19 protein-coding genes are annotated in these 25,441 nt (G+C 52.9%); 4 read left to right on the forward strand and 15 right to left on the reverse strand.

Annotated features, from left to right (window positions below):
* Window positions 1-17 precede the first annotated feature (17 nt).
* The 6 genes from EH228_RS19715 to EH228_RS19740 all read right to left on the reverse strand — a co-directional run bounded on the left by EH228_RS19715 (window position 18) and on the right by EH228_RS19740 (window position 11,660).
* On the reverse strand, window positions 18-1,430 hold the full coding sequence (locus tag EH228_RS19715; protein WP_152323312.1) for an efflux transporter outer membrane subunit: 1,413 nt from the start codon (window positions 1,428-1,430) through the stop codon (window positions 18-20).
* Window positions 1,430-4,549 (reverse strand): efflux RND transporter permease subunit, encoded by a 3,120-nt coding sequence (locus EH228_RS19720; protein WP_152323313.1) that lies wholly within the window; start codon window positions 4,547-4,549, stop codon window positions 1,430-1,432. The genes EH228_RS19715 and EH228_RS19720 overlap by 1 nt, the downstream gene beginning before the upstream one ends.
* A gap of 10 nt (window positions 4,550-4,559) precedes the next feature.
* Window positions 4,560-5,687 carry an efflux RND transporter periplasmic adaptor subunit gene (locus EH228_RS19725; RefSeq protein ID WP_152323314.1) on the reverse strand — a complete coding sequence of 376 codons (1,128 nt, stop codon included), beginning with the start codon at window positions 5,685-5,687 and terminating at the stop codon, window positions 4,560-4,562.
* A 201-nt stretch (window positions 5,688-5,888) separates the two neighbouring features.
* On the reverse strand, window positions 5,889-6,077 hold the full coding sequence (locus EH228_RS19730) for a toxin-antitoxin system HicB family antitoxin (protein WP_152323315.1): 189 nt from the start codon (window positions 6,075-6,077) through the stop codon (window positions 5,889-5,891).
* Window positions 6,078-7,266: 1,189 nt separating this feature from the next.
* Window positions 7,267-8,991, reverse strand: a complete 1,725-nt coding sequence (locus EH228_RS19735; protein WP_152323316.1) for a penicillin-binding transpeptidase domain-containing protein — start codon at window positions 8,989-8,991, stop codon at window positions 7,267-7,269.
* A 395-nt stretch (window positions 8,992-9,386) separates the two neighbouring features.
* Window positions 9,387-11,660, reverse strand: a complete 2,274-nt coding sequence (locus tag EH228_RS19740; RefSeq protein WP_152323317.1) for a molybdopterin guanine dinucleotide-containing S/N-oxide reductase — start codon at window positions 11,658-11,660, stop codon at window positions 9,387-9,389.
* 203 nt (window positions 11,661-11,863) lie between these two features.
* Between EH228_RS19740 and galR the strand changes: the two genes are divergently transcribed.
* On the forward strand, window positions 11,864-12,865 hold the full coding sequence (galR, locus tag EH228_RS19745) for an HTH-type transcriptional regulator GalR (RefSeq protein ID WP_152323318.1): 1,002 nt from the start codon (window positions 11,864-11,866) through the stop codon (window positions 12,863-12,865).
* Between the two features lie 93 nt (window positions 12,866-12,958).
* On the opposite strand, the gene lysA is transcribed toward galR, so the two are convergent.
* Window positions 12,959-14,212 (reverse strand): diaminopimelate decarboxylase, encoded by a 1,254-nt coding sequence (lysA, locus tag EH228_RS19750; RefSeq protein WP_152323319.1) that lies wholly within the window; start codon window positions 14,210-14,212, stop codon window positions 12,959-12,961.
* A gap of 121 nt (window positions 14,213-14,333) precedes the next feature.
* Here lysA and EH228_RS19755 point away from each other — a divergent pair, with 121 nt between their 5' ends.
* Window positions 14,334-15,254 carry a LysR family transcriptional regulator gene (locus EH228_RS19755; protein ID WP_152323384.1) on the forward strand — a complete coding sequence of 307 codons (921 nt, stop codon included), beginning with the start codon at window positions 14,334-14,336 and terminating at the stop codon, window positions 15,252-15,254.
* Here EH228_RS19755 and EH228_RS19760 read toward each other — a convergent pair whose 3' ends face one another.
* The 6 genes from EH228_RS19760 to xerD form a co-directional block, all read right to left on the reverse strand.
* Complete coding sequence (locus tag EH228_RS19760) at window positions 15,255-16,418, reverse strand: MFS transporter (RefSeq protein WP_152323320.1); 1,164 nt, start codon at window positions 16,416-16,418, stop codon at window positions 15,255-15,257.
* 330 nt (window positions 16,419-16,748) lie between these two features.
* Window positions 16,749-18,269: a lysine--tRNA ligase gene (lysS, locus tag EH228_RS19765; RefSeq protein WP_152323321.1), complete on the reverse strand. Its 1,521-nt coding sequence runs from the start codon at window positions 18,267-18,269 to the stop codon at window positions 16,749-16,751.
* Window positions 18,270-18,278: 9 nt separating this feature from the next.
* Window positions 18,279-19,377 (reverse strand): peptide chain release factor 2 gene (gene prfB, locus EH228_RS19770; RefSeq protein ID WP_152323322.1). Its coding sequence is split into 2 segments (ribosomal slippage): window positions 18,279-19,301 and window positions 19,303-19,377, totalling 1,098 coding nucleotides; the frame shifts between segments, so codons are not numbered across the junction.
* A 129-nt stretch (window positions 19,378-19,506) separates the two neighbouring features.
* Entirely contained in the window at window positions 19,507-21,225 is a 1,719-nt protein-coding gene (gene recJ / locus EH228_RS19775; protein ID WP_152323323.1) for a single-stranded-DNA-specific exonuclease RecJ, read from the reverse strand.
* Between the two features lie 5 nt (window positions 21,226-21,230).
* A complete protein-coding gene (gene dsbC / locus EH228_RS19780; protein WP_152323324.1) occupies window positions 21,231-21,932 on the reverse strand; it encodes a bifunctional protein-disulfide isomerase/oxidoreductase DsbC in 702 nt (233 codons plus the stop codon).
* Between the two features lie 45 nt (window positions 21,933-21,977).
* Window positions 21,978-22,871 carry a site-specific tyrosine recombinase XerD gene (gene xerD / locus EH228_RS19785; RefSeq protein WP_152323325.1) on the reverse strand — a complete coding sequence of 298 codons (894 nt, stop codon included), beginning with the start codon at window positions 22,869-22,871 and terminating at the stop codon, window positions 21,978-21,980.
* A 100-nt stretch (window positions 22,872-22,971) separates the two neighbouring features.
* Between xerD and fldB the strand changes: the two genes are divergently transcribed.
* Window positions 22,972-23,490 carry a flavodoxin FldB gene (fldB, locus tag EH228_RS19790; protein WP_152323326.1) on the forward strand — a complete coding sequence of 173 codons (519 nt, stop codon included), beginning with the start codon at window positions 22,972-22,974 and terminating at the stop codon, window positions 23,488-23,490.
* A gap of 76 nt (window positions 23,491-23,566) precedes the next feature.
* Here fldB and EH228_RS19795 read toward each other — a convergent pair whose 3' ends face one another.
* Window positions 23,567-23,974, reverse strand: a complete 408-nt coding sequence (locus EH228_RS19795; RefSeq protein WP_152323327.1) for a protein YgfX — start codon at window positions 23,972-23,974, stop codon at window positions 23,567-23,569.
* The gene (sdhE, locus tag EH228_RS19800; protein ID WP_152323328.1) at window positions 23,955-24,221 is read right to left on the reverse strand and encodes an FAD assembly factor SdhE; all 267 of its coding nucleotides are present in this window, start codon (window positions 24,219-24,221) and stop codon (window positions 23,955-23,957) included. Before sdhE ends, EH228_RS19795 begins: the two co-directional genes overlap by 20 nt.
* 223 nt (window positions 24,222-24,444) lie before the next feature.
* On the opposite strand from sdhE, the gene ygfZ reads away from it, so the two are divergent.
* Window positions 24,445-25,425 (forward strand): tRNA-modifying protein YgfZ, encoded by a 981-nt coding sequence (gene ygfZ, locus EH228_RS19805; RefSeq protein WP_152323329.1) that lies wholly within the window; start codon window positions 24,445-24,447, stop codon window positions 25,423-25,425.
* Window positions 25,426-25,441 lie beyond the last annotated feature (16 nt).

Consider the following 25,441-nt stretch of genomic DNA (forward strand, 5'->3'; position numbering starts at 1 on the left):
TTAAAATGCGCCCACTATCATGATTTCCATCCACCACCCAGCGCTTTATACAACGCTATTTGCTGGTTGAGCTGGCCTAGCTGGGTGGTTATCAGCGATTTTTGCACAGCATAGAGTGAACGTTGCGCCACCAGTACATTCAGATAATTGTCCACACCTTCCTGATAGCGAATATGGGCAAAATCATAGTTTTTCTGGTTTGCCTGCTCGTCCTGCAGGCGTGCCGTCAGCTCATCCTGATATGTATCCTGAGCGGCCAACGCATCGCCAACTTCTTTGAACGCGGTCTGGATCGCCTTTTCATAGTCAGCAATTTCAATACGTTTTTGCAGATGAGCGATATTAAGATTAGCCGTATTCACCCCACCATCAAAGATCGGCAGATTAATACTCGGGCCAAATGACCATGCTGCAGTACCGCCTTCCAGCAGATGTCCCAGACTGCTGGAGGTCGAACCACCGGATGCAGTCAGCGTAATGCTAGGGAAGAAGGCCGCACGTGCAGCCCCAATATTAGCGTTAGCGGCTTTCAGGGTGTGCTCAGCAGCAATAATATCCGGACGACGAGTCAGCAGATCGGACGGTAACCCGGCCGGTGTTGCCGGGAAGCGCCAACCTTTTTTCAAACGGGCATTCGCCAACATGTCTGACGGCAGGTCAGTCCCCACCAACAGCCGCAAGGCGTTGACATCCTGACGCACCTGGCGGGTATAGGTTGCTATGTCTGCCTGCGCGCTACGTACCGAGGTTTCCGCCTGGACCAAATCCTGCTCGCTACTGACCCCCCCTTCGAAGCTACGCTTCGTCAGGTCATAAGAGTCCTGTTGGCTTTTCACCGTATCCTGCGCTAACTGCAGCAAATCGTTATCCGCACACAGCGACAGATAGGATGACGCCACCTCGGAAATCAGACTGATTTGTGTCGCCCGCTGCGTGGCGGCGGTAGCCAGATAACTTTCCAGCGCCTTATCGCGCAGGCTGCGCAGCCGCCCGAAGAAATCCAGTTCCCAGGCACTCACCCCCAGACTGGTGTTGAGCTCGTGATAAGTCACTGGGCCGCTCGAGGAGGTGTTGTACAGGTTGCCCGGCAGGTGAGCCGAGGTTTGCGAGGCGCTCATATCAACAGAAGGCAGCAGCGCGGCCCGGTTAATCTGCACCTGCGAACGGGCCACATCGACATTCAGCGCGGCCACCCGCAGATCACGGTTATTCGCCAGTGACAACGCGATCAACTTATGCATCACCGGATCGGTGAAGAAGTTTTGCCAACGGATATCCGCGCCGTTACCCGCCATGGCTTTGCCCTGCTGATCGTAGTGCGCCGCCACCGGCAACGCAGGACGATGGTAGTCAGGCTCCATCGTACAGCCGCTCAGCACCAGCATCATTGCCAGTGGCAATACGGCCAGTGAATAAGTCTTACGTTGCATTATTCTTTTACCTCAGTTTTTGTTTTTTTCTTACCAGAGAAGAGCTGAGCGACAACAACGTAAAACATCGGTACGAAGAAGATAGCGAGGAAGGTGGCGGTAATCATCCCACCCACCACACCTGTACCAATGGAGTGCTGACTGCCGGCGCCCGCACCATGGGAAATGGTCAGCGGAAATACGCCAAGCACAAAGGCCATCGAGGTCATGATGATTGGACGGATACGCAGTTTCGCCGCTTCCATCGCAGCCTCTACCAGCCCCTTACCTTCTTTCTCATGCAGATCTTTGGCGAACTCAACAATCAGGATGGCATTCTTCGCCGCCAGGCCGACAGTGGTCAGTAGGCCCACCTGGAAGAAGACGTCGTTTTCCAGTCCACGCATCAGTACCGCGAGAATAGTGCCAATCACCCCCAGCGGCACCACCATAATCACCGAGAACGGGATCGACCAGCTTTCGTACAATGCGGCCAGGCACAGGAACACCACCAGAATCGAGATCGAGTACAACGCTGGCGTTTGCGAACCCGAGCTCTGTTCTTCATACGACAGACCATGCCACTGTACCCGGAAGCCTTTTGGCAGTTTGGCGGCTATCTCTTCTACCGCTTTCACCGCATCGCCCGAGCTATAGCCGCTGGCCGGGGATCCCATGATTTCCACCGCTGAAACACCGTTAAAACGTTCATAACGTGGTGAACCGTATTCCCACTTACCGCTACCAAAAGCAGAGAACGGCACCATGTCGCCGCTGGCGTTACGGAAGTACCATTTATCCAGATCTTCCGGTGTGACGCGCGAACCGGCGTTCCCCTGGATATACACCTTCTTCACCCGACCATTGTAGATGAACTGATTGACATAGCTGGAGCCCCACGCCGTGGAGAGCGTATCATTGATATCTTCCAGACTCAGACCCAGCGCCCGCGCACGCTCATCATCAATGATCAGGTGATACTGAGGCTCATCTTCCATGCCATTTGGACGCGTCGCCGTCAAACGTTTATCCTGCGCGGCCATCGCCAGGAACTGGTTACGAGCTGCCATCAGCGCTGCATGCCCCTGGTTGTTGATATCCTGCAGGAAGAAGTCGAAACCGGTGGCATTCCCCAGTTCCATGACCGCAGGCGGCACCAGTGCGAAAACTTTGGCATCTTTCAGGGTGATGAAGTGCGCCATGGTACGTTGCGCCAGCTTCTGTACTGACTGGTTGCTGTTGCGCTGATCCCACGGCTTAAGCAACACAAATGACATCGCGGTGTTTTGACCACGTCCGGAGAAGCTAAAGCCGTTTGGCGAGAACACCGAGCTGACTTCCGGTTCATTCTTCAACAACCATGACTGGATATCATCCAGCACCTGCTGCGTACGCTCAGCCGAGGCATTGGCTGGCAACGTGATCTGTATCATCATCACCCCCTGATCCTCATCCGGCAGGAACGAGGTTGGCACGCGGGTGAACAAATAACCGGTCAGACCAACCAACACCAGATAGATAACCAGGAACAGTTTGCGTTTGGAGAGTACCGTGCTAACACCGCGGGTGTAGCGCAACGTGCCGGCATCGAACTTACGGTTAAACCAGCCAGCAAAACCTTTAGTTTTGTGTTCAGCCGAGCCTGATTTAAGCATGGTTGCACATAACGCCGGGGTGAAAATCATCGCCATCAGCACTGACAACGCCATCGCCGAAACAATAGTGATGGAGAACTGGCGGTAGATAACTCCCGTCGATCCACTGAAGAAAGCCATCGGCAACAGCACAGCAGAAAGCACCAACGCAATGCCGAACAACGCCCCCTGAATTTGTTCCATCGACTTGATAGTGGCGGCTTTCGGATCCAAACCTTCGTCGTGCATGACACGCTCGACGTTTTCCACTACCACGATGGCATCATCCACCAGCAAGCCTATCGCCAACACCATCCCGAACATCGTCAGGGTGTTAATGGTATAGCCACAAGCGGCAAGAATACCGAAAGTGCCCAACAGCACCACGGGCACCACCATGGTGGTGATCAGCGTGGCTCGCAGGTTCTGCAGGAACACCAGCATCACCAGGAACACCAGGGCTATCGCTTCAAACAGGGTTTTCACCACTTCTTCAATTGAGGCGCTAACCACTGGAGAAGTGTCATAAGGGAATGTCACCTGTACGCCTGACGGCAGGGAAGATTTGAGACCGTCCACAGTGGCACGTACAGCCCTGATCGCGTCCAGCACGTTCCCCCCACTGGCCAGGCGCAGAGCGATACCGGAAGAAGGTTCGCCGTTATAGGTAGCGGAAATGCTGTAATCCTGCGGCCCCAGATCAATCTTCGCCACATCTTTCAGTCGCACCTGCGAACCATCCGGATTGACTTTCAGCAGAATATTTTCAAACTGTTGTACGGTCTGCAGACGTGTTTTGCCGATAATCGTCGCACTGAATTTCGCACCAGGTATGGTCGGCAACCCTGCCAGTTTACCGCTGGAGACCTGCACGTTTTGTTGATTGATAGCGGTGGTAACATCGCTGGGAATCAACTGGTACTTATACAGTTTTGACGGATCAAGCCAGATACGCATACCGTATTCCGAACCCAACACCAGGAAATCGCCCACGCCTTTGGTACGTGAAATCGGATCTTCCAGTTTGGAAACCAGCAGGTCGGTCAGGTCGCCGTTGCTCATTTTGCCGTCGGTGGAGATCAGACTGACTACCAGCATGAAGTTAGCCTGATATTTACGGACGTTAATGCCCTGCTCGGTCACTTCAGTCGGCAGTTGGGATTCCGCCAGCGACACTTTGTTCTGTACCTGGACCTGAGCGATATCCGGATCAGTCCCCTGATCGAAGGTGACGATTATCGTGGCGCTACCATCACTGTTACTCTGTGATTCGATATAACGCAGATTATCAAGACCATTAAGCTGCTGTTCAATGACCTGTACCACGGTATTTTGCGCCGTTTCAGCACTGGCCCCCGGGTAGGTCACCTGGATAGAAATCGCTGGTGGCGCGATATTGGGATACTGGTTAATCGGCAGCTTGAGGATCGACAAACCACCGACCAGCATCACAATGATCGCCACCACCCAGGCAAAGATGGGGCGCTCAATGAAAAATTTAGACATCAGATTTCCTCTACTGCGCTGAAGGATCAGTGGTCGACAGATTGATCTGCGGCGCGGCTCTTTCCTGGCTTTCGTTCGGGCTGACCTTGCTGCCAACCTTCACGTTTTGCAGCCCATTCACCACGACCCGGTCACCGTTTTTCAGACCGGAGGTCACCAGCCATTTGCCGTTGATCATTTCACCGGTGGTAATGGTTTGCTGGACCACGCTATTATTCGCGGTGACCAGGAAGACATACGGCTTACCTTTGGTGTCGTGCATGATCGCTTCCTGAGGCGCGAGGATGCCCTGTGCAGCCACACCTTGAGGGAAGCTGGCATGGACAAACATACCCGGCAGCAGTACATGGTCTGGGTTAGGGAATGCCGCACGCATGGTGACGCTGCCGGTGCTTTGATCAACCGTCACTTCCGAGAACTCCAGTTTGCCTTCCAGCGGATAGGCTGAGTCATCTTCCAACTGCAATCTCACCGCCGCAGCGTTGTCACCCACGGCTTTCAGCTTACCGTCAGCCAGCGCACGACGTTGACGCAGCAGATCCTGTGAGGATTCACTGACATCGACATAAATGGGGTCAAGTTGCTGAATAGTGGTCAGGTAACTGGTCTGGCCGTTGGTGACCAACGCACCTTCTGTATATAGCGACCGACCGATGTGACCGGAAATCGGTGCCCGAACTTTGGTATAGTTGAGATTGACCCGCGCCGTTTCCAGATCGGCCTGAGCTTCGCGCGCAGCGGCGACGGCATCGTCATAAGCCTGCCCACTAATAGCATGTACGGCGGCAAGAGGCTTATAGCGCTGCGCAAGCTTATTGGCATTGGTCAGGGTCGCAGCGGCCTTGTCATAGGCCGCCTGATAAGTGGCTGGGTCAATTTGATACAACTGTTCGCCCGCCGTCACTTCCGCCCCTTCGGTAAATAACCGTTTAAGGATGATACCGCTGACTTGCGGACGGACTTCAGCTGTCCGTACTGCAGTGGTACGTCCTGGTAACTGGGTAAAAAGTGTCACGGGTTCACTATGTAAGGTCGTCACACCGACAGATACCGGCTGATTGCCGCCACCGGACGTGGGACTCTGGTCGCAGGCAGCCAGCAGGAACATCAGGCTCACCGGGAGGATCTTTAAGCGCATGGTGAATTCTCGATAGAGTAAAAAAAGAATAATAATGAGAGTGATCATTCTCAAAAAAGAGAACAATTATAGAAGGGCCTAAATATTGACAATGTTAAGTTTCCGAAAAATTATTTTGCCAAACACTACCGATAAGCACATCGTGCTGAAACGAGATGGTTAGACCCCATCATCTTTTTCATTTTGTGCTTTTCAGCCCTTTCAACCTTTCGGTTCAATGCCCCGACGGCGCAATTCACGCCTCGCCAGCTCTTTCAACCAACAAGAGAGTGTAATGTTATCATTATCAGTTAACGCTTTTAGCTGGTCATGAAGTTCGGGATGAATACGCAGTTGAAATGCCGCTGAGCGACCACCAACTTTCGGCGTTCTGTCTTTCAATTTAGCCATAGGCATCCAGTCCAATTGACGAGAAAAAGCGCCCCTTTCAGCGCTACCAACACAAAAAGGGGCTGTCATTGCCCAACGGAATGCGGTGCCAGACAATGATACTTACACAATAACTCCCGTCACATCGATACAGGTGTTTATGAATTGCAAAAAATAAGTTAAGAGTTGTGAGAATTTTCAGAAAAAACACCACTGAATATCACTTATATTTATGTGACTTCCGTCTTAATATAATGTCATTTTCAGAAAACTGACGGGTATAACGGTTCATCCGTCAGCAAAAGAGTGTATTAAATCGTTATAAACGCCCGACGCGGTTGTTGTAATATTTAGAAATTATATGTAATAAAACAGCCAGAGCGAGAGTAATGAACAACGAAATGATCATCGTGAAGTTTATAAACTTATCGTTAAAAATCCTTGCATCTTCGATTTCCCAAAAAATAGCCAATTCATTCCTGAAATCATCCGTAATTAAAACAGGAAATATAATGCTAATAAGCATAAAAACGCCCAGAAATAATAAACTATAACCGGTATATTTCATCATGTTACCACCATTACACCACAGGCTTTAAAGGAAGCACTCACTACAGGGACCATAATATACTCATCAGACATCAAGCCACGAGTATGTTGGCTGCACTCGCGCTATTCAGCAATGCGTCAACGTTTTTGTCCTGTATCTCAAACCATTCTGGATATCGAAAAAAGTAACCAGTCATTCATTATTCATTACATTAGCTTAGCATTTACCCCAAAAAAATAGTAAAACATCCATTACCAGACTTGTTTTATAAAAAATCTTGTACAGGCTGGAGAGCCTTTCCATAACATAGCGTGATAATGTCATTCATGACCAGCATGTTTTCGGAAACAATGATAATAAGCAGAATATATATAGCCCCAATATACCGATCACAGTTCTGCTCTTTCGCACCACTCCAGACGATATTGACGCCAATCATCAGGCAAAAAAAACCCACGCATCCGCGTGGGTTGGTGCAACTGAACAGGGTTTAAATCTGCCGGGAGCAGATTGCATTCTCACCAATCAATATCTCTGGGACTTTTATCCTGGCAGGTGAGCTGCTGGCATGCCAGCAGCAAAACGCAACGGAATTAGCGAAAATGCTACCAGCTGTAAAACCTTTGCCACTTTAGTTTTCCTGCCTTTTCCACGGGTAAATTATGAGCCGGTGTGAGTGGCGTACAACGCGTCCGGCGCGATATTCATATGCTTAAGCACCGGGCCAATAATGTTACCAAATACTGGCGCGGCGACCGTTCCACCAAAGTGTCCCCCCGCCGTAGGGTGGTTGATCATCACCACCAGCGCCACCTGCGGATTACTGGCCGGTGCCACACCAGCGGTATAGTTGATATAACCGCCATCGTATTTACCACCAGCGCCCATTTTCTCCGCCGTACCTGTTTTGATGGCCAAACGGTAACCGGGTACAGCCGCACGCACCCCACTCCCGCCCGGCAAGGCATCGCTTTCCATCATATGGACAACCGAACGAACGGTATCCTCATCTGCCACTCGAGCCCCTATTACTGGCGGCGTCACTTTGGTTATCGACAGCGGACGGTAGATCCCAAATGAACCCAGCGTGGCGTACTCGCGGGCAATCTGTAACGGTGTCACACGCAGGCCATAGCCAAATGAGAAAGTAGCTCGCTCAATATCCGCCCAGCGTTCACGGTGCAACGGGAAGTAACCCACACTCTCGCCAGTCAATCCCAGACCGGTTGGCCTGCCTAAACCAAAGGAACGAAAGGTATTCACCAGCACTTCGGCCGGCATCGCCAGCGCAATGTGCGATACTCCAATGTCACTCGATTTTTGCAGGATGCCAGTCATGGTCAAGCGTGGCCAGTTGCCAACATCACGGATCAGGTGGCCATTCACACGATACGGCGTGGTATCCAGCACCGAATCCGGACGGACCAGTTTACGGATCAACCCTTCCATCACCACCAGTGGCTTAACCGTTGACCCAGGCTCGTAGCTATCGTTAATCGCCACATTACGCATCTGCGCGGGAGAAACATTGCTGAAATTGTTAGGATTAAAGGACGGATAAGAGGCCATCCCTAAAATCTCGCCGGTATCAATTTTGATCAACACGGCAGCGCCGGAATCGGCTTTATTTAACAGTACGCCGTCACGCAATTTGGTGTACATCGTGTACTGGTCGAACTTATCGATGCTGAGCTGTACTGTTGGCGGCTGACGCGGGGGTTGGTAGTTGATCATCGCCACAATATTACCGTGCGCATCCTGCCGATATTCCTCTTTGCCCGGCGTCCCCTGCAGCACCTTATCAAATCCCTTTTCCAACCCGTTCAGGCCGGTGTTATCCGCTCCAACGATGCCAATCAGCGGCGCGGTAGCGTCACTCATGGGATAGAAGCGGCTGTCATCATAAACGGTACTGATCCCAGTGAGGTGCAACTGGGCGATATCCCTGGAGATACCCAGCTCTATTTTTCTTCCGAGATACAGGAAGCGACGATGGGGATTCTCGTTAATCTGCTGAGCTATCTGCTCAGGGCGTTGATCGAGCGCTTTTGCCAGATATTGCCATTTTGCGTTGGTGAAATCGGGATGCGCCTCCAGCACACGCTGCGGATCGGCAATAATATCGCGCGAAGGCACACTCAGGGCCAGCGCCTCGCCGTTACGATCCAGTAAGGTACCGCGATTGGTTGGAATGGTCACGGTACGCAGGGAGCGTTCATCCGCCTGCTTTTCCAGCATGGGGTGATTAATCAACTGAACATCGCCAACCCAGGCCAGCAGTATCACCAGACAACCAAACACGCCGAGGCATATCAGACGGAAGCGGACAGGATTAAAAGGCGTTTTCGCCGAGTCTTTTGCCAATAATTTCTTTAAGCGGGGCATGATTCTTCTACTAGCCGGTCAAGATAACTGACTGTGAGTTATACAAAAAATGCCATAAGGAAAACAGGAAAACTGTGTTTCAGCCTGTTATTATGCCGTCTTTCCCGCAAGGGGATGGTGATAATAATATTAATAATTTCATTCAGTTATCGTTATTTTTAGGCAAAAAAAACCTGCGCATCTGCGCAGGTTGGTGAAACAAAGCATTAATACTTTTTGATGTTCACCCATCAATACCTCTGGGATGTAAACTGTAGCAATCAGACTGACTCATTCGCTAGTCAGTATTCGCAACAGTTACCCGCAAAATGTAACCAGCCATGTGATTCTTATACGGTTTTGCAAACTTTCAGTAACGACAGAACTCTCCACGTAACCAGCATCATACCCTGCGGTTACATTGACGGCTCAACACGTTTAATCTCCACCAGGCAACTCATGGCGTTAGGCCCCTGGGTCAACGATGAGGTCCCGATATCCAGCGTCAGCACATTTGGATTGCCTGCGCGATCATAAGGCTGCCAGGCCTGACCGAAACCGGGATCAAACCAGGCGCCGGTGGCGATCAGCACCACCCCGCGAGTGACCCCATCAGTTAACCGTACTCCCGCCAACATACGACCACGCTCATTACTGACCTCAATCACATCCCCCGTCACAATGCCACGCGACTGCGCATCATCCGGATGCATCCAAAGTGTCTCATGACCAGCGGTTTTGTTGGCCTGTACCGACGGCGTAGCATCCAACTGGCTGTGCAGACGATCGCCGGGTTGTATTGAGATCATATGCAAAGGGAAGCGCTGACTCACTTCCGACCCCAGCCACTCCCGCGGTGGTCGCCATTCCGGATGCGGCGCGAAGTCATCCAGTTGGTAAGTCGCTATTGTTTCGCTGAACAGCTCAATTTTGCCACTGGCTGTTTTGATCGGATTGGCGACCGGGTCCTGGCGAAACGCCGCCATAAAAACAAACGCGTCCTCACTATGCGGAACTTCCACATGCCCTTCCTGCCAGAACGCCTGAAAGTCAGGCCAGTGAATATCTTTCTGTCGGTGTGCCTGCGCGCACTGATTATACAGGTGTTCAATCCACTGCATTTCATTACGGTTTTCAGTGAAAGCCTCACGATATCCCAGACGTTCAGCGAGGTCGGCAAAAATATCAAAATCATTCCGCGCCAGATGCTGCGGTTTAATCGCCTGGTGCATCGCCAACACAAAACGGTCGCGGGATGAACCGCCGATGTCGTTGCGCTCCAGTGTCGTGGTGGCTGGCAACACGATGTCGGCCATCTGTGCCGCCGCCGTCCAGACAATATCCTGTACAACAACTGTGTCAGGCTTCTGCCAACCTTCGACCAACCGGTTAAGTTGCTGGTGATGATGGAAGGGATTGCCCCCTGCCCAGTGAATTAAATGAATATCAGGCCAGGTGTGCGCCTGTCCCTGAAAAGAGTACGCTTCACCGGGATGGAGCAGCATATCGCTGATGCGGGCCACCGGAATCGCCCGATCGGCAATCGGATTAACGCCGGTAGACATCAACGGTGCCGGGCCTTCTATACGGGGATTCCCGACGCTGTTCATCGAACCGTGGCCGAAAGAAAAACCAGCCCCCGGTAAACCCGGCTGACCAAGCATCGAAGAAAGCGCGATCATCATCCAGTAAGGCTGCTCGCCACGGTGGGCACGCTGCACAGAATAAGAACAGGTAATAAAACTACGTTTGCCCACCAGTTGTTTCGCTAACTGCTCAATGCGCAATACCGGAATACCGGTGATATCGCTGGCCCACGCTGGCGTTTTCGGCGTGCCGTCCGTTTCGCCCAGTAAATAGCGGCGCAATTGCGGATACCCTACACAGTGCGAGGCGAGGAAGTCCTTATCAACCGCCCCCAATCGCTCGATTTCAAAGCCCAGCGCCAGCATCAGCGCCACATCGGTATTCGGACGGATGGGGATCCATTCAGCATTAACAAACGTCGGACAATCATCGCGCATTGGGCTGATGTTGATAACTGGCGTACCTTTGGCCGCCAGCTCAAGCAGCGCCGGCTTCAGACTATGCTGTCCCGCACCGCCGGAAGCCACTTGTGCATTTTTCAACGCCAGGCCGCCAAAGGCGATAAAAATTTCGCAATGTTCTACCACACTCGGCCAGTCAGTAACCCGACCGGTCAGTGGCATATAGGTACCGATAACATAAGGCAGGAAGAACTGCGCCGCGCCCCAACTGTAGTTGCCCAGTTGGTCAATACCGCCGCCACCCGCGAAATAGAAACGGCGGATCAACGTACGGGCATGGTTGACGCGACCTGCGGAAGACCAGCCATAGGAACCGTTGAAAATGCTGGCAGCACCGTAACGGTCCCGCACACGGCGGTTCTCATCGGCCACCAGATCCAGTGCGGTTTCCCAGTCCACGGGCACGAAATCCTCGCGACCTCGCAACGTCCGATCACTCTTCTCCCGTGACTTCAGCCAGGATCGTCGTACCATCGGCTGCCGGATACGCTTGTCCGAATAGACCAGCTCCGGGATGGTATTAAGCATCGGCGATGGATCCTGATCAGCAAAAAAAGGCTCACAGCGTTGTAATTTCCCCTCTTCCACCACGGCGGTGAAGGCGCCCCAGTGGGCAAGATGTGGCACTTTTATTATGGTCATCAGCAAATCCGGCAGGCTTTATTGTTGTTAACACCAGCATACCATTTTTTGGCGCCAGTTTTGAATCGCCAACCCGCCGTCCCCATCAGGTTAATTTTATCCAGCTTTGCGACATCGCTTACATTCTGTGAGCTTGAAGTAGCAGGGGAATTCCGCAACACTTAAACATAATGTAAACGTTTACCCAGGAAGGCACTTTATCTATGGCTACGATTAAGGATGTTGCCAAACTCGCTGGGGTGTCCGTCGCGACGGTCTCCCGCGTTATCAACAACTCACCGAAAGCAAGTGCGTATTCACGCCAGGCGGTTAACCATGCGATGGAACAGTTGCAGTATCATCCAAACGCCAACGCACGCGCCCTGGCGCAACAATCCACTGAAACCATAGGCCTGGTGGTAGGAGATGTTTCCGATCCCTTTTTTGGTGCACTGGTTAAAGCGGTTGAGCAAGTTGCCTATGAGATCGGCCACTTTTTGCTGATTGGTAACGGTTACCACAATGAGCAAAAAGAGCGACAGGCTATCGAGCAGTTAATTCGCCATCGCTGTGACGCGCTGGTGGTCCACACCAAGAAAATCCCCGACAGTGATTTAATCCCGCTGATGCAGCAAATCCCGGGCATGGTACTGATCAACCGCACACTACCCGGTTTTGAACAGCGTTGTATTGCGTTGGATGATCGCTATGGCGCCTGGCTGGCAACCCGCCATCTGATTCAGTTGGGTCACCAAAACATTGCTTATGTTTGCTCAACCCATTCGATATCGGATGCGGAAAATCGTCTGCAGGGCTATTACGACGCCCTGCGCGAGCATAACCTGCCTTGCAACGATCGCCTGGTATCGCTGGGTGAACCCGATGAAGTGGGCGGTGAACAGGCGATGACCGAGCTACTGGGGCGTGGTAAACCTTTCAGCGCCGTCGCCTGCTACAACGATTCAATGGCCGCAGGCGCGTTAGCTGTTCTCAGTGATAACGGTGTACAGGTGCCGGAAGAGATGTCGCTCATCGGTTTCGATGATGTGCTGGTTTCTCGTTATGTGCGTCCACGCTTAACGACAGTACGTTATCCGATAGTCGCCATGGCGCAACAGGCGGCAAAACTGGCGCTGGCGTTAGCCAATAACCAGCACCTGCCAGAGGTCACTAATATGTTCAGCCCGACGCTGGTACGCCGCCATTCGGTGGGTTCGCCGGGCTGAATCCACGATTTATCATCCAGCATCCTGCGATGGCCCCAGCGACCGAACAGCATCCCGAAAACGGATAAAATCGCCATAGCGGATCGCGCGTCCTTACAGCTCCAGCGCCAGCAGTTCCTGTACGGTTTGCGGACGACGGATCTGCCTCGGCTGCCCGTTATCAAACAGCACTTCCGGCAGGAGCGGACGACTGTTGTAATTGGAGGACATCGATGCGCCATAAGCCCCGGTGTCGTGGAAGACCAGGTAGTCGCCCACTTTCACCACGGGCAGCGCCCGGGTCTCCACTTTGCCGCCTTCCAACTGCGTAAACACATCGCCAGATTCACACAGCGGCCCCGCCACCACGCTCTCCACGGTGTGCTGTTCATCCAGCTCGCGTCCATCACCGGCCATCACCGAGATATGATGATAGCTGCCGTACATGGCCGGACGCATCAAATCGTTGAAACCGGCATCCACCAGCACGAAATGGCGACTTCCCATCTGCTTCACGGCGCGAACCTGGCAGATCAATACGCCGGACTCGGCCACCAGAAAGCGACCCGGTTCAATTTCCAGCTTAACCGGATGCCCGAGATACTGCGCAATACGCTGGCGCGCCGCATTCCACAGCCCAAAATAGTGCGCGATATTAATCGCCTCTTCACCAAAGTGATAAGGTATCGACAACCCCCCACCAGCTGAAATCGCCTGCACATCCTGACCAAAACTGATGATCTGATTGACCATCGCATCACACACCTTTTCCAGGTGACCATAATCAACGCCCGAACCGATATGCATATGCATCCCCACCAGTTGCAGCTGATGACGCTGAATGGCTTCTAGCGCCAGATTCACATCGCGGTGCCAGATACCATGCTTGCTGTTCTCGCCGCCCGTATTGGTTTTCTGACTGTGACCATGACCGAAGCCAGGATTGACGCGCAACCAAACGGGATGACCGGGGGAAACATCACCCAGTTGCTGTAGCATATCGACCGAACCGGCGTTAACCGGAATGTTCAGCGCCGCAATGCGGGTCAGCGTGGGGTTATCCAGTACATCAGCAGTGAAGACAATTTCATCGCCGCCCGCGCTGAAACCCGCCACCAGCGCACGCTCAATTTCACCAAGGGAAACCGAATCCACTTTTACCCCAGCCGCACGCATCAGACGCAAAATATGGCTGTTTGAGCACGCTTTCTGGGCAAATCGCACCACATCAAACGGCTGCAACTGCGCGATACGCTCACGAATAATATCGGCGTCATAAACCCAGATCGGGCCAGCGTACTGACGCGCCAGTGGCAAAAGGTTATCGCGGGTCAGCGCGGTTTCGGTGGTGTTGAGCGGACGTGGCATGCGTTTTCTCCTGAAAGATATCGCGTTATTACGCCACAGCCTGAAAATGATGAAAAATATCTGTTTTAACGAAGTCTATTCATCCATGATATGGCTTTGTCCTTTTACCCAGGAAGAGCTTATGGCGGGCATTACGCTGCGGCATATCGAAATTTTTCATGCGGTCGTCACCACCGGCAATCTGACGGAAGCCGCGACGTTACTGCATACCTCGCAGCCAACGGTGAGCCGTGAGCTGGCAAGGTTCGAAAAACTCACTGGATTGACGCTGTTTGATCGGGTGCGTGGTCGCCTGCGTCCCACCGTACAGGGACTGCAATTATTTGAGGAAGTACAGCGATGCTGGTACGGACTGGACCAAATTATCAATGCCGCGGAAGGACTCAAACAGTTTCGTCAGGGAGAATTGTCGCTGGCTTGCCTGCCGGTTTTTGCCCAATCGCTGCTACCGTTACTGTGCCAGCCCTTTTTGCAACGCTACCCCGAAGTCAGCCTGAATATCATTGCGCAGGAATCTCCCTTACTGGAAGAATGGCTCTCGGCCCAGCGCTATGACCTGGGGTTAACGGAAACCAGCCTGACTCCTGCCGGGACAGAACGAACCGAACTGTTTACCGGACTGGAAGTCTGCGTGTTGCCAGCAGGCCATCCGTTAGCAGACAAACGCTGTCTGACGCCGCAGGATTTTAGTGGACAGAATTACATCAGTCTGTCGCACACCGACAGCTATCGCCAACTGCTGGATAGTTTGTTCAGCGAACAGGGTGTACAACGAAGAATGGTCATGGAAACGCCCAGCGCGGCATCGGTATGCTCGATGGTCAGAGCAGGCGTGGGCGTGTCGGTGGTAAACCCGCTGACGGCGCTGGACTATGTCGGCAGTGGTGTGGTTATCCGGCGCTTCAGCGTTGACGTGCCTTTTACCGTCAGTTTGATCAAGCCGCGCCACCGCCCTTCTTCCGCGCTGGTTGAGACCTTCAGCAAACACTTGCAGCAGCAAGTCAGCCTGTTCAACCAGCGCCTGGCCACGTTGCTGGATTAATTAAGCGCGAGCGGCTTGAGTTTGTCCACCAGAGCGACGAAAGGTGAACAGGCAGAGCAGCAATCCTGCAACCGCCAGAACAGCGGCCACAATCGGCACTGACGTCAAACCATAGCCCCCTTTAATCACCGCGCCCCCCGCCCATGCACCAAAAGCATTACCCATGTTGAAGGCAGAAATATTCAGAGTGGAAACCAGATTAGGCGCTTCTTTGCCATGGCGGACGACATTAATTTGCAAACCCGGAATAATAGCAAACGTCGCCATCGCCCACAGAAATAGTGTGATTTCCGCCAGCCATGGCACATGGATGGTCCAGCTGAAGATCAGCGAGAACAGGGCAATCAACGAGAAGCTGAGGATCAGGCTGAAAGAAACTTTCCAGTCCGCCAGCTTACCACCAAGAATGTTACCTACCGTCAAACCGCCGCCGATCAGGAACAACGTCCAACTCACCTCTTTATCGCTGATCCCGGTAACCTGCAATAACATCGGTGCAATATAGCTGAACAGTGTAAACATTGCGGCAGCAAAAAGGACGGTCATCAGCAATGAAAGCCACAATTTACGCTGAGCCAGCGCGCTGATTTCGCTGAGCAGATGAACGGGCTTTTCTTCCTTATTGGTCGGCAGGCTGACAATCAGTGAGATAAACGCCAGGATACCGATAGCCGAAACACCCCAGAAAGTGGCGCGCCAGCCTAACCATTGGCCGAACCAGGTGCCCAGCGGCACGCCCAATACGTTTGCCAGCGTCAACCCGGTAAACATCAGCGCCACCGCTGAAGCCTGTTTATCCGGCGCCACCAGGCTGGAAGCCACCACCGCCCCAATACCAAAGAAAGCACCATGACAAAGCGCAGTGATCACCCGGGCAAGCATCAGCAGATTGTAACTGTAGGCCAACGCGCAAAGCGCATTGCCGATAATAAAAATCGACATCAGCAGGATCAAGGTGCTCTTACGCGGCAATTTTGCTGTTAGCAGGGCCATGATCGGCGCGCCAATAGCGACCCCAAGGGCATAACCACTGATTAACCAACCTGCGGTAGGAATCGAAACGTGCAACCCATCCGCCACTTCCGGCAACAATCCCATAATCACAAATTCTGTCGTGCCGATGGCAAAAGCACTCAGTGCCAGCGCCAGTAAAGAAACAGGCATCTCTCTTTCTCCACAATTGACAACAAGATCCCTTGTCAGCATGAGCCAACACACTAAAATGGGACGGATAAAACGTGTTCAGCAGACAAATTGATCTCTATCACAAATATTAAAGCACAGTGGGGCGATGCCTTATACCCCGACAGTTGCAAGGATCTGTTGCCTGAATTGCAACAATCGCGGCAACAAGTGATTGAGAATTCAGCGTAATGAAAGGTTATTTCCGCCATCGTTATGCAGGCAGGCCGCATATCAGACTGCCTTTACGTTAAAAATGACGCAAAAAAAAGGGCGAATACCCTCGCCCCTTTGTGTACTGCCTGTACGCTATTATTTGCCGGATGGACGCAGTGCCGGGAACAGAATCACATCACGAATAGTATGACTGTTGGTGAACAGCATCACCATACGATCAATACCAATCCCCAGGCCTGCCGTCGGCGGCAAACCATGCTCCAGCGCCGTCACATAGTCTTCATCGTAGAACATCGCCTCATCATCACCGGCATCTTTGGCATTGACCTGCTGCAGGAAACGCTCAGCCTGGTCCTGCGCATCGTTCAGCTCGGAAAAACCATTACCAATTTCACGCCCGCCGATAAAGAACTCGAAGCGGTCGGTGATGTCTGGATTATGGTCGTTACGACGTGCCAGAGGCGACACTTCAGCCGGATATTCGGTAATGAACGTTGGCTGGATCAGATGGCTTTCAGCGGTCTCTTCAAAGATCTCAGTCACGAGACGCCCCAGACCCCAGCTCTTCTCAATATTGATCCCCAGAGACTGCGCAATCGCAGCCGCTTTATCAAAATCATCAAGATCGGCAAGGTTGGTTTCTGGACGGTATTTCAGGATCGCTTCTTTCATGGTCAGCTTTTCAAAAGGCTTACCAAAGTCGAATTCCTGCTCACCATAAGGCACCACCGTGGTACCCAGCACATTCTGCGCCAAAGTACGGAACAGACTTTCAGTCAGTTCGATCAGATCTCTGTAATCCGCATAGGCCATATAGAGTTCCATCATGGTGAACTCCGGGTTATGGCGCGGCGAAATACCTTCGTTACGGAAGTTGCGGTTAATTTCAAACACGCGTTCAAATCCCCCGACCACCAGACGCTTCAGGTACAGCTCCGGAGCGATACGCAGATACATGTCGATATCAAGCGCATTGTGATGGGTGATAAACGGGCGGGCTGACGCACCACCAGGGATCACCTGCATCATCGGCGTTTCCACCTCCATAAAGCCACGTTCAACCATAAAGCGGCGGATGCCAGCCATAATCTGTGAACGCACCTTAAAGGTGTGACGAGATTCATCGTTAGAAATCAGGTCAAGGTAACGCTGGCGGTAACGTGTTTCCTGATCGGCCAGGCCATGGAACTTGTCCGGCAACGGACGCAGGGCTTTCGTCAGCAAACGCAATTCACTGCAGTGAACAGAAAGCTCACCTGTTTTGGTTTTGAACAGCTTACCGCGGGCGCCAACAATATCGCCAAGGTCCCACTTTTTAAACTGCTCGTTATAAATACCTTCTGCCAGGTCATCGCGGGACACATACAACTGAATGCGCCCTCCCACATCCTGCAGCGTGACGAACGAGGCTTTCCCCATGATACGGCGGGTCATCATCCGACCCGCGACGCTCACTTCAATACCCAGCGCTTCCAGTTCCGGGTTTTCTTTTGCATCGTAACGGGCATGCAGCTGATCTGACGTGCTGTCGCGGCGGAAATCATTCGGGAATGCCACGCCATTTTCACGCAGCGCGCTGAGCTTCTCGCGACGCGCTTTCAGTTCGTTATTCAGCTCAAGTGCAGCGTCAGCGCTTTGCGGTTGTTGTTCAGACATGTCAGTTCCTTATAGCCCTGCTTTCAAACTTGCTTCAATAAATCGGTCCAGATCGCCATCCAGCACCGCCTGGGTATTACGGGTTTCAACCCCCGTGCGCAGATCCTTGATGCGGGAATCATCCAGCACATAGGAGCGGATCTGGCTGCCCCAGCCAATATCGGATTTGTTGTCTTCCAGCGCCTGTTTCTCCGCATTTTTCTTTTGCATCTCCAGTTCGTACAGCTTCGCCTTCATCTGCTTCATCGCCTGGTCTTTGTTTTTATGCTGAGAACGGTCATTCTGACACTGAGTCACCGTATTGGTCGGGATATGGGTAATACGCACCGCAGACTCGGTGCGGTTGACGTGCTGGCCACCCGCGCCAGACGCCCGATATACGTCAATACGCAGGTCTGCCGGATTGATTTCGATATCAATATCATCATCCACTTCCGGATAGACAAACGCGGAACTGAACGAGGTATGACGACGACCACCGGAGTCGAACGGACTTTTGCGCACCAGGCGGTGCACCCCGGTTTCAGTACGCAACCAGCCAAAAGCATAGTCGCCCATAATGCGTATTGTGGCTGATTTGATACCCGCCACTTCGCCTTCGGACTCTTCGATAACCTCGGTTTTGAAGCCTTTCGCTTCAGCCCAACGCAGATACATACGCAGCAACATGTTGGCCCAGTCCTGAGCCTCGGTGCCGCCAGAACCCGCCTGGATATCAACATAACAGTCGGCACTATCGTATTCACCAGAGAACATCCGGCGGAATTCCAGCTCACCGAGTTTTTTCTCTAACTCGTCAAGCTCAGCGACCGCTTCATTGAACGTGTCTTCGTCGTCGGCTTCCACCGCCAGTTCGAGCAGGCCGGCAACATCCTCCAGGCCTTGATTCATCTGATCCAGCGTAGTGACTATCGCTTCCAGAGAGGAACGTTCTTTACCTAACGTCTGAGCACGTTCAGGATCATTCCACACATCCGGCTGTTCCAGCTCGGCGTTAACCTCTTCTAAGCGTTCTTTCCTGGCATCGTAGTCAAAGATACCCCCTGAGAACGCCGCTGCGATCAGCGAGATCCTGAATGCGGTTCTTTACCGGATTAATTTCAAACATGATTTTTTATCTTTAATAAATTTGAATGTAACGAAGCAGTTTAACTGAAATTGCGCCCGGATTGTATCCCCTGACGCATCAAGTCACAGGAACAAAACGCCCGGACGTTCAGGGGAACGATTAGCGTCGTTACTGCGGCCAGAGATGGTCGATGATCAATTGTACGCTGCGATTACCACGATACTCGTTGATATCCAGCTTGTAAGCCAGCTCAACCTGCTTCACGCTGGGATCTGGCCACTGTGTGGTGTCAATGTTGAAAGCGATACCATCAAGCAACGGGCCACCGCCCAACGGTTCAATCATCACCTTCAGATGACGTTCAGCCACCAGGCGTTGCTGAATCAGTTTAAACGTGCCATCAAACTGTGGTTCCGGGAAGGACTGGCCCCACGGCCCCGCTTCACGTAGCAGTTCGGCGGTTGCCAGTGTCAGCTCATGCGCCATCAGCTCGCCATCAGACCAAATAATCCCCTGTAAGGCATCCACATCCAGCCATTCTCCGACCAGTTCGCCAAAGCGCTGGCGAAACTCAGTGAACTTTGCCTCTTCCAACGACAGCCCGGCCGCCATGGCATGTCCGCCAAACTTGAGCATCAACCCCGGATTCAGCGTATCCAGCCTTTCCAACGCATCACGCATATGCAGCCCGGCGACAGAGCGGCCTGAGCCTTTTAGTATACCGTCACCTGATGGGGCAAAGGCTATCACCGGACGGTGAAAACGCTCTTTCAACCGGGATGCCAGAATACCCACCACTCCCTGATGCCATTCGGGATGATAGATGGCAATACCCAGCGGCAGTACCTCGCTACTGTGTTCCAACGCATCGCACAGCGTCAGCGCTTCTGTCTGCATGCCCTGCTCAATCTCTTTGCGCATCTGGTTCAGCGCATCCAACTCGTTCGCCAGCATCCTGGCCTGAGCCATATCCTCACTCAGCAATAGCGCCACGCCAATGGACATATCATCCAGTCGCCCTGCCGCATTCAGGCGTGGTCCCAGAGCAAAGCCCAGATCGTTAGCCGCCAGTTGACGGGCATCGCGGTTCGCGACTTCCAACAGCGCTTTGATGCCAACCCGGCATTTCCCTGCACGAATACGGCTTAGCCCTTGCCAGACCAGGATGCGATTGTTGGCATCCAACGGCACCACATCCGCCACCGTTCCCAGCGCCACCAGGTCAAGCAATTCGGCCAGATTAGGCAATGTCGCCACCCCGCTGTCGCGTAGACGGGCACGCAGGGCCAGCATCAGATAAAAAGCCACTCCCACTCCCGCCAGCGAACGTGAAGGGAACTCGCAGTCATCGAGGTTAGGATTGACGATCGCCTCCGCCTCCGGCAGGGTCTCTCCCGGCAGGTGGTGATCGGTAATCACCACGGCGATCCCTTTCTCATGCGCGAGGTTGACCCCGGCATGAGAAGAAATGCCGTTGTCCACGGTGACAATCAACTGCGCCCCGCGCTCGGCAGCCTGCTGAACCACTTCCGGACTCAGTCCGTAACCATCATCAAAACGATTAGGCACCAGATACTTGACGTTACGTCCGCCCATGCCGCGCAGCGCCAGCACGGTCAAAGCCGTACTGGTTGCGCCATCGGCGTCAAAATCACCGACGATCATAATGCAAAGATTATCAGCGATAGCCTGCTGCAATATTTCCGCCGCCCGCTGAATACCATCAAGGGAATGAAAAGCGTGGAGATTTTTGGCACCGCGCTCCAACTCTGCCTCATGCCGCACCCCCCGGTGTAGATACAGGCGACGGAGCAAGGGATGGAGAGAATCAGGAAGGTAACAGCCTGCCACCGCCTCACGGCGGCGGAGTTGGATTTTACTGTTCACTGCGCTCAGACACCCTTCTGGCTATCAAGCTGCTGCTTCATTTCCTGTGGACCCTGGTATCCTGGGATCATCATGCCGTTTTGCAGCAGGATGGCTGGCGTCCCCTGGATACCGTACAGAATACCCAGCTTATAGTGCTGGGCGAGATCGATTTTGCAGTCGATTGGGGAAACTGTTTCACCTTTCATCGCGGCATCAAAGGCTTTGCGGCGATCGGCTGCACACCAGACTGATTTCATATCGTTGGCAACCTGGCCGTTCATACCTTCACGCGGGAATGCAAGGTAGCGCACGGTAATGCCCAGCGCGTTGTAATCGGCTATCTGAGAATGCAGTTTGCGGCAATAACCACAGGTGATGTCGGTGAACACTGTAATGACATGCTGCTCCTTTGGTGCTTTGTAGACGATCATCTGGTCGCTCAGCGCATCAATCTTTTTTTCCAGCAACTGGTTGGTCACGTTGACCGGCCGATGACCACTCACATTATACAAAGGTCCCTGAATAAATTGTTTGCCGTCATCAGTGACATACAGGACACCGCTTTCAGTCAATACCGTCTTCATCCCTGGCAGAGTGGATGGCTGGATCTCAATTTGCTGCAAACCCAGCTTTTTCAACGTCTGCTGGATAGCGGCATCATCAGCATGAGCAAAACTGGTGACAGCCGTCATCAGCAGGGAAAGTAACAGGTGGCGCTTCTTCATTTAATATCCTTAAAATCTTTATTGTGTAGCCATTTAATCTTCCCGCTAAGCACGGGGGTGGTGCTGTAGATGTAACTGACGCAGTCGCTCAGTGGCAACATGCGTATAAATCTGGGTGGTCGATAAGTCACTGTGCCCCAGTAGCATCTGTACGACACGCAGATCAGCGCCATGGTTCAGCAGATGGGTGGCAAACGCATGACGCAACACGTGGGGGGACAGCTTATCGCTATCGATCCCCGCCAGTGTGGCGTAATGTTTAATCCGATGCCAGAAAGTTTGTCGGGTCATTTGTTGCGCCCGGTTGCTGGGGAATAACACATCAAGCGTCTGACCGTTGAGCAACCACGGGCGGCCATATTCAATATATTGCTCCAGCCAGTACACCGCTTCTTCTCCCAACGGCACCAGCCGCTCTTTGTTGCCCTTGCCGATAACTCTGACCACACCCTGGCGGAGGCTGACATTATTCAGCGTCAAACTGACCAGTTCAGTAACGCGCAGACCGGTAGCATACAGCAGTTCCAGCATGGCTTTATCACGGAGTTCAATCGGCTGTTCAGTACTCGGAGCCTGTAACAGACGCTCAATCTGCGCTTCACTGAGGTCTTTCGGCAGTCGCTGCGGCAGTTTTGGCGAAGCCAGCAGCGCGCTGGGATCATCTTCACGTTGCTTTTCACGGTACAGATACTGGAACAAGCGACGCATCGCACTGAGCAGGCGCGCCGAACTGGTCGCTTTGTATCCCCCCTCAACACGTTCGGCCAGAAAACGTTGCAAATCAACTGTATCCACTCGCAACAAATCCAATTCGTGATGAGCAAGCCAGCCTGCTAACGACATCAGATCGAGGCGATAAGAGGCCACGGTGTTTTCTGCCAGATTCCGCTCAATCCATAAGGCGTCAAGAAACTGCTCGATCAGGTCGCTGTCCTGCACGTCATCCTCTCTTTGCTAGCCCCGGCGGCGAAAAACGCCGACAAAGTTCAATTCTGATATAATCCGCGCCATTGCACCATGCACAATGAGTAAACCTGCTATGAATATTGGTCTTTTTTACGGCTCCAGCACTTGCTATACCGAGATGGCAGCAGAGAAGATCCGCGATTTCATTGGTGATGATCTCGTCACTCTGCACAATCTGAAAGACGACTCACCTGCGCTGATGGAACAATATGACCTGCTGATCCTCGGCATCCCCACCTGGGATTTTGGCGAATTACAGGAAGACTGGGAAGCCATCTGGACTACGCTGCCAACGCTGAATCTGCGCGGCAAGGTGGTCGCGCTCTACGGCATGGGCGATCAGGTCGAATACAGCGAGTGGTTTCTGGACGCGCTGGGTATGTTGCATGATGTTCTGGCGCCGTTGGGGGTGCAGTTTGTCGGCTTCTGGCCCAATGAAGGCTACACCTTCACCAGTAAAAAACCGCTGACTGCGAATGGTCGTCAGTTCGTCGGTCTGGCCCTGGACGACATTAATCAGTTTGAAGAAACCGACCAACGCATTGCACAATGGTGCGAGCAGATCCTGACTGAAATGGCGGCATTATTATAATCTCGATGGTACTTCCCCCCGGGTGTATGGACCATTGAGTATAAAATGAAGCAGGCCTGTCACACCGGCGCCCCCGCTACGTCACCCTCCCCATACTGAGCAGTTGCTGACGCAACTGTCGCCACTCATCCTCGTCCATACTGTCACGAAGCAGCCACAGTTTTTCATGTTCGCCTTTTGGCGAACGCAACGTCAGCAGGATCGCCTGACGAGTCATCCACGGCTGACCACAGATTTGCCAACGCGTCTGTCGCCACTGTAACTGCCGTTCTTCCAACAGGGCGATGTCTCCTTCCCGGCTACGGATACGGCGCTGGCTGCGCACGCACTCAAACACCACCAGCGTCAGCAGCAACATCCATACCACTGTATAGCTGTCTGGCCACGGGGCCAGCAGGAGCAACAGGATCACCACGCCATGCAGCAGCAAAGAAATCCACTGTGCACGCCAGGAAACCCGCAGTTCAGAATGCCACAGGGCCACGTTGCTGGTTCCGTTGTTGGATCAAGTTAATCATACGTTTCAGTTCGACATCTGCGGGTTCGCCATGATTCATCAACCAGTTAAACAGATCGGGATCATCACTTTCCAGCAGGCGTACAAACAGCTGTTTGTCGCTATCGCTCAGCGCGTCATACTCATACTCGAAAAACGGCATGATAGAAATATCCAGTTCACGCATGCCCCGGCGGCAGGCCCATTGAACACGCGCCTTATTACTAATATCCATTTGATCCATCATCAGTCAGCCAAACATGCGAACCAGTGTAACGCGTTTTCACCAGGATGTTGATGCTGCAATTTTCTGCTTTTATCCCATTTCGCAAAGCCGTCGCCTCTGTTGCAGGGGTATCACACGTTTTGTGCGTCATTTTCAGGAAACTGGTTGCAAAGCCCGCCGGCTCTTTTAACATAAACAACAGCGTTTACCTTCATCATTCAGGGATACATCAATGCCGACTTTGTCTTTTCCTCCTCGCCAACCAGTGGCTTCAGCACACCTGCCACTTACGCTGATTTCACTGGAAGAGTGGGCGCTGGTTAACGTTACCGGCGCAGACCGCGTCAGCTATTTACAGGGGCAGCTCACCCTGGATGTCGCCGCGCTGGATGCCTGTCACCATCGCCCTGCGGCCCACTGTGACGCCAAAGGTAAAATGTGGAGCAACCTGCGTTTGTTCCATCGCGGCGAGGGGCTGGCTTACCTGTTACGCCGCAGCCTGCGTGAAGCACAAATTACCGAGCTGAAAAAATATGCGGTGTTCTCTAAAGTCACCATTGAAGCTGATGACCAGGCGATACTGCTCGGCGTTGCCGGTTCCCAGGCTCGAACGGCTTTAACGCGTTGCTTTGGTACGTTACCCGACGCAGAGAACCCGCTAGTACAGCAGGATGAAACCACACTGCTGTGGTTCGCCCTTCCCGCTGAGCGTTTTCTGTTGGTCACCAGCCATGATAAAGCGTTGGCGCTGCGCGAGGCATTGAATGGGCAAGCGTTGCTGACTGACAGTTCCCAGTGGTTGGCACTGAATATCGAAGCCGGTTTCCCGGTCATTGATGATGTGACCCGCGCGCAATTTATTCCACAGGCAACTAATCTGCAGGCACTGGACGCGATCAGCTTTAAGAAGGGCTGCTACACCGGCCAGGAAATGGTCGCCCGGGCAAAATTCCGTGGCGCCAACAAGCGAGCGCTGTTCTGGCTGGCGGGTAACGCCAGCCATATCCCCGCCGCCAATGACGCGCTGGAAATAAAGCTGGGTGAAAACTGGCGCCGTACCGGGACTGTCCTGGCGGCCTGTCAGTTGGATAACGGCGACGTGTGGGTTCAGGCTGTGCTGAATAACGACCTTGAGTCGGATAGCGAACTGCGCGTACAGGGCGATGAAGGCGGCAAGCTGACCATTCAACCCCTACCGTACGAATTAAGCTGACGCCAGTCTATTGCGG

This window comes from Erwinia endophytica (genome assembly GCF_009295515.1).
Classification (GTDB): Bacteria; Pseudomonadota; Gammaproteobacteria; order Enterobacterales; family Enterobacteriaceae; genus Erwinia; species Erwinia endophytica.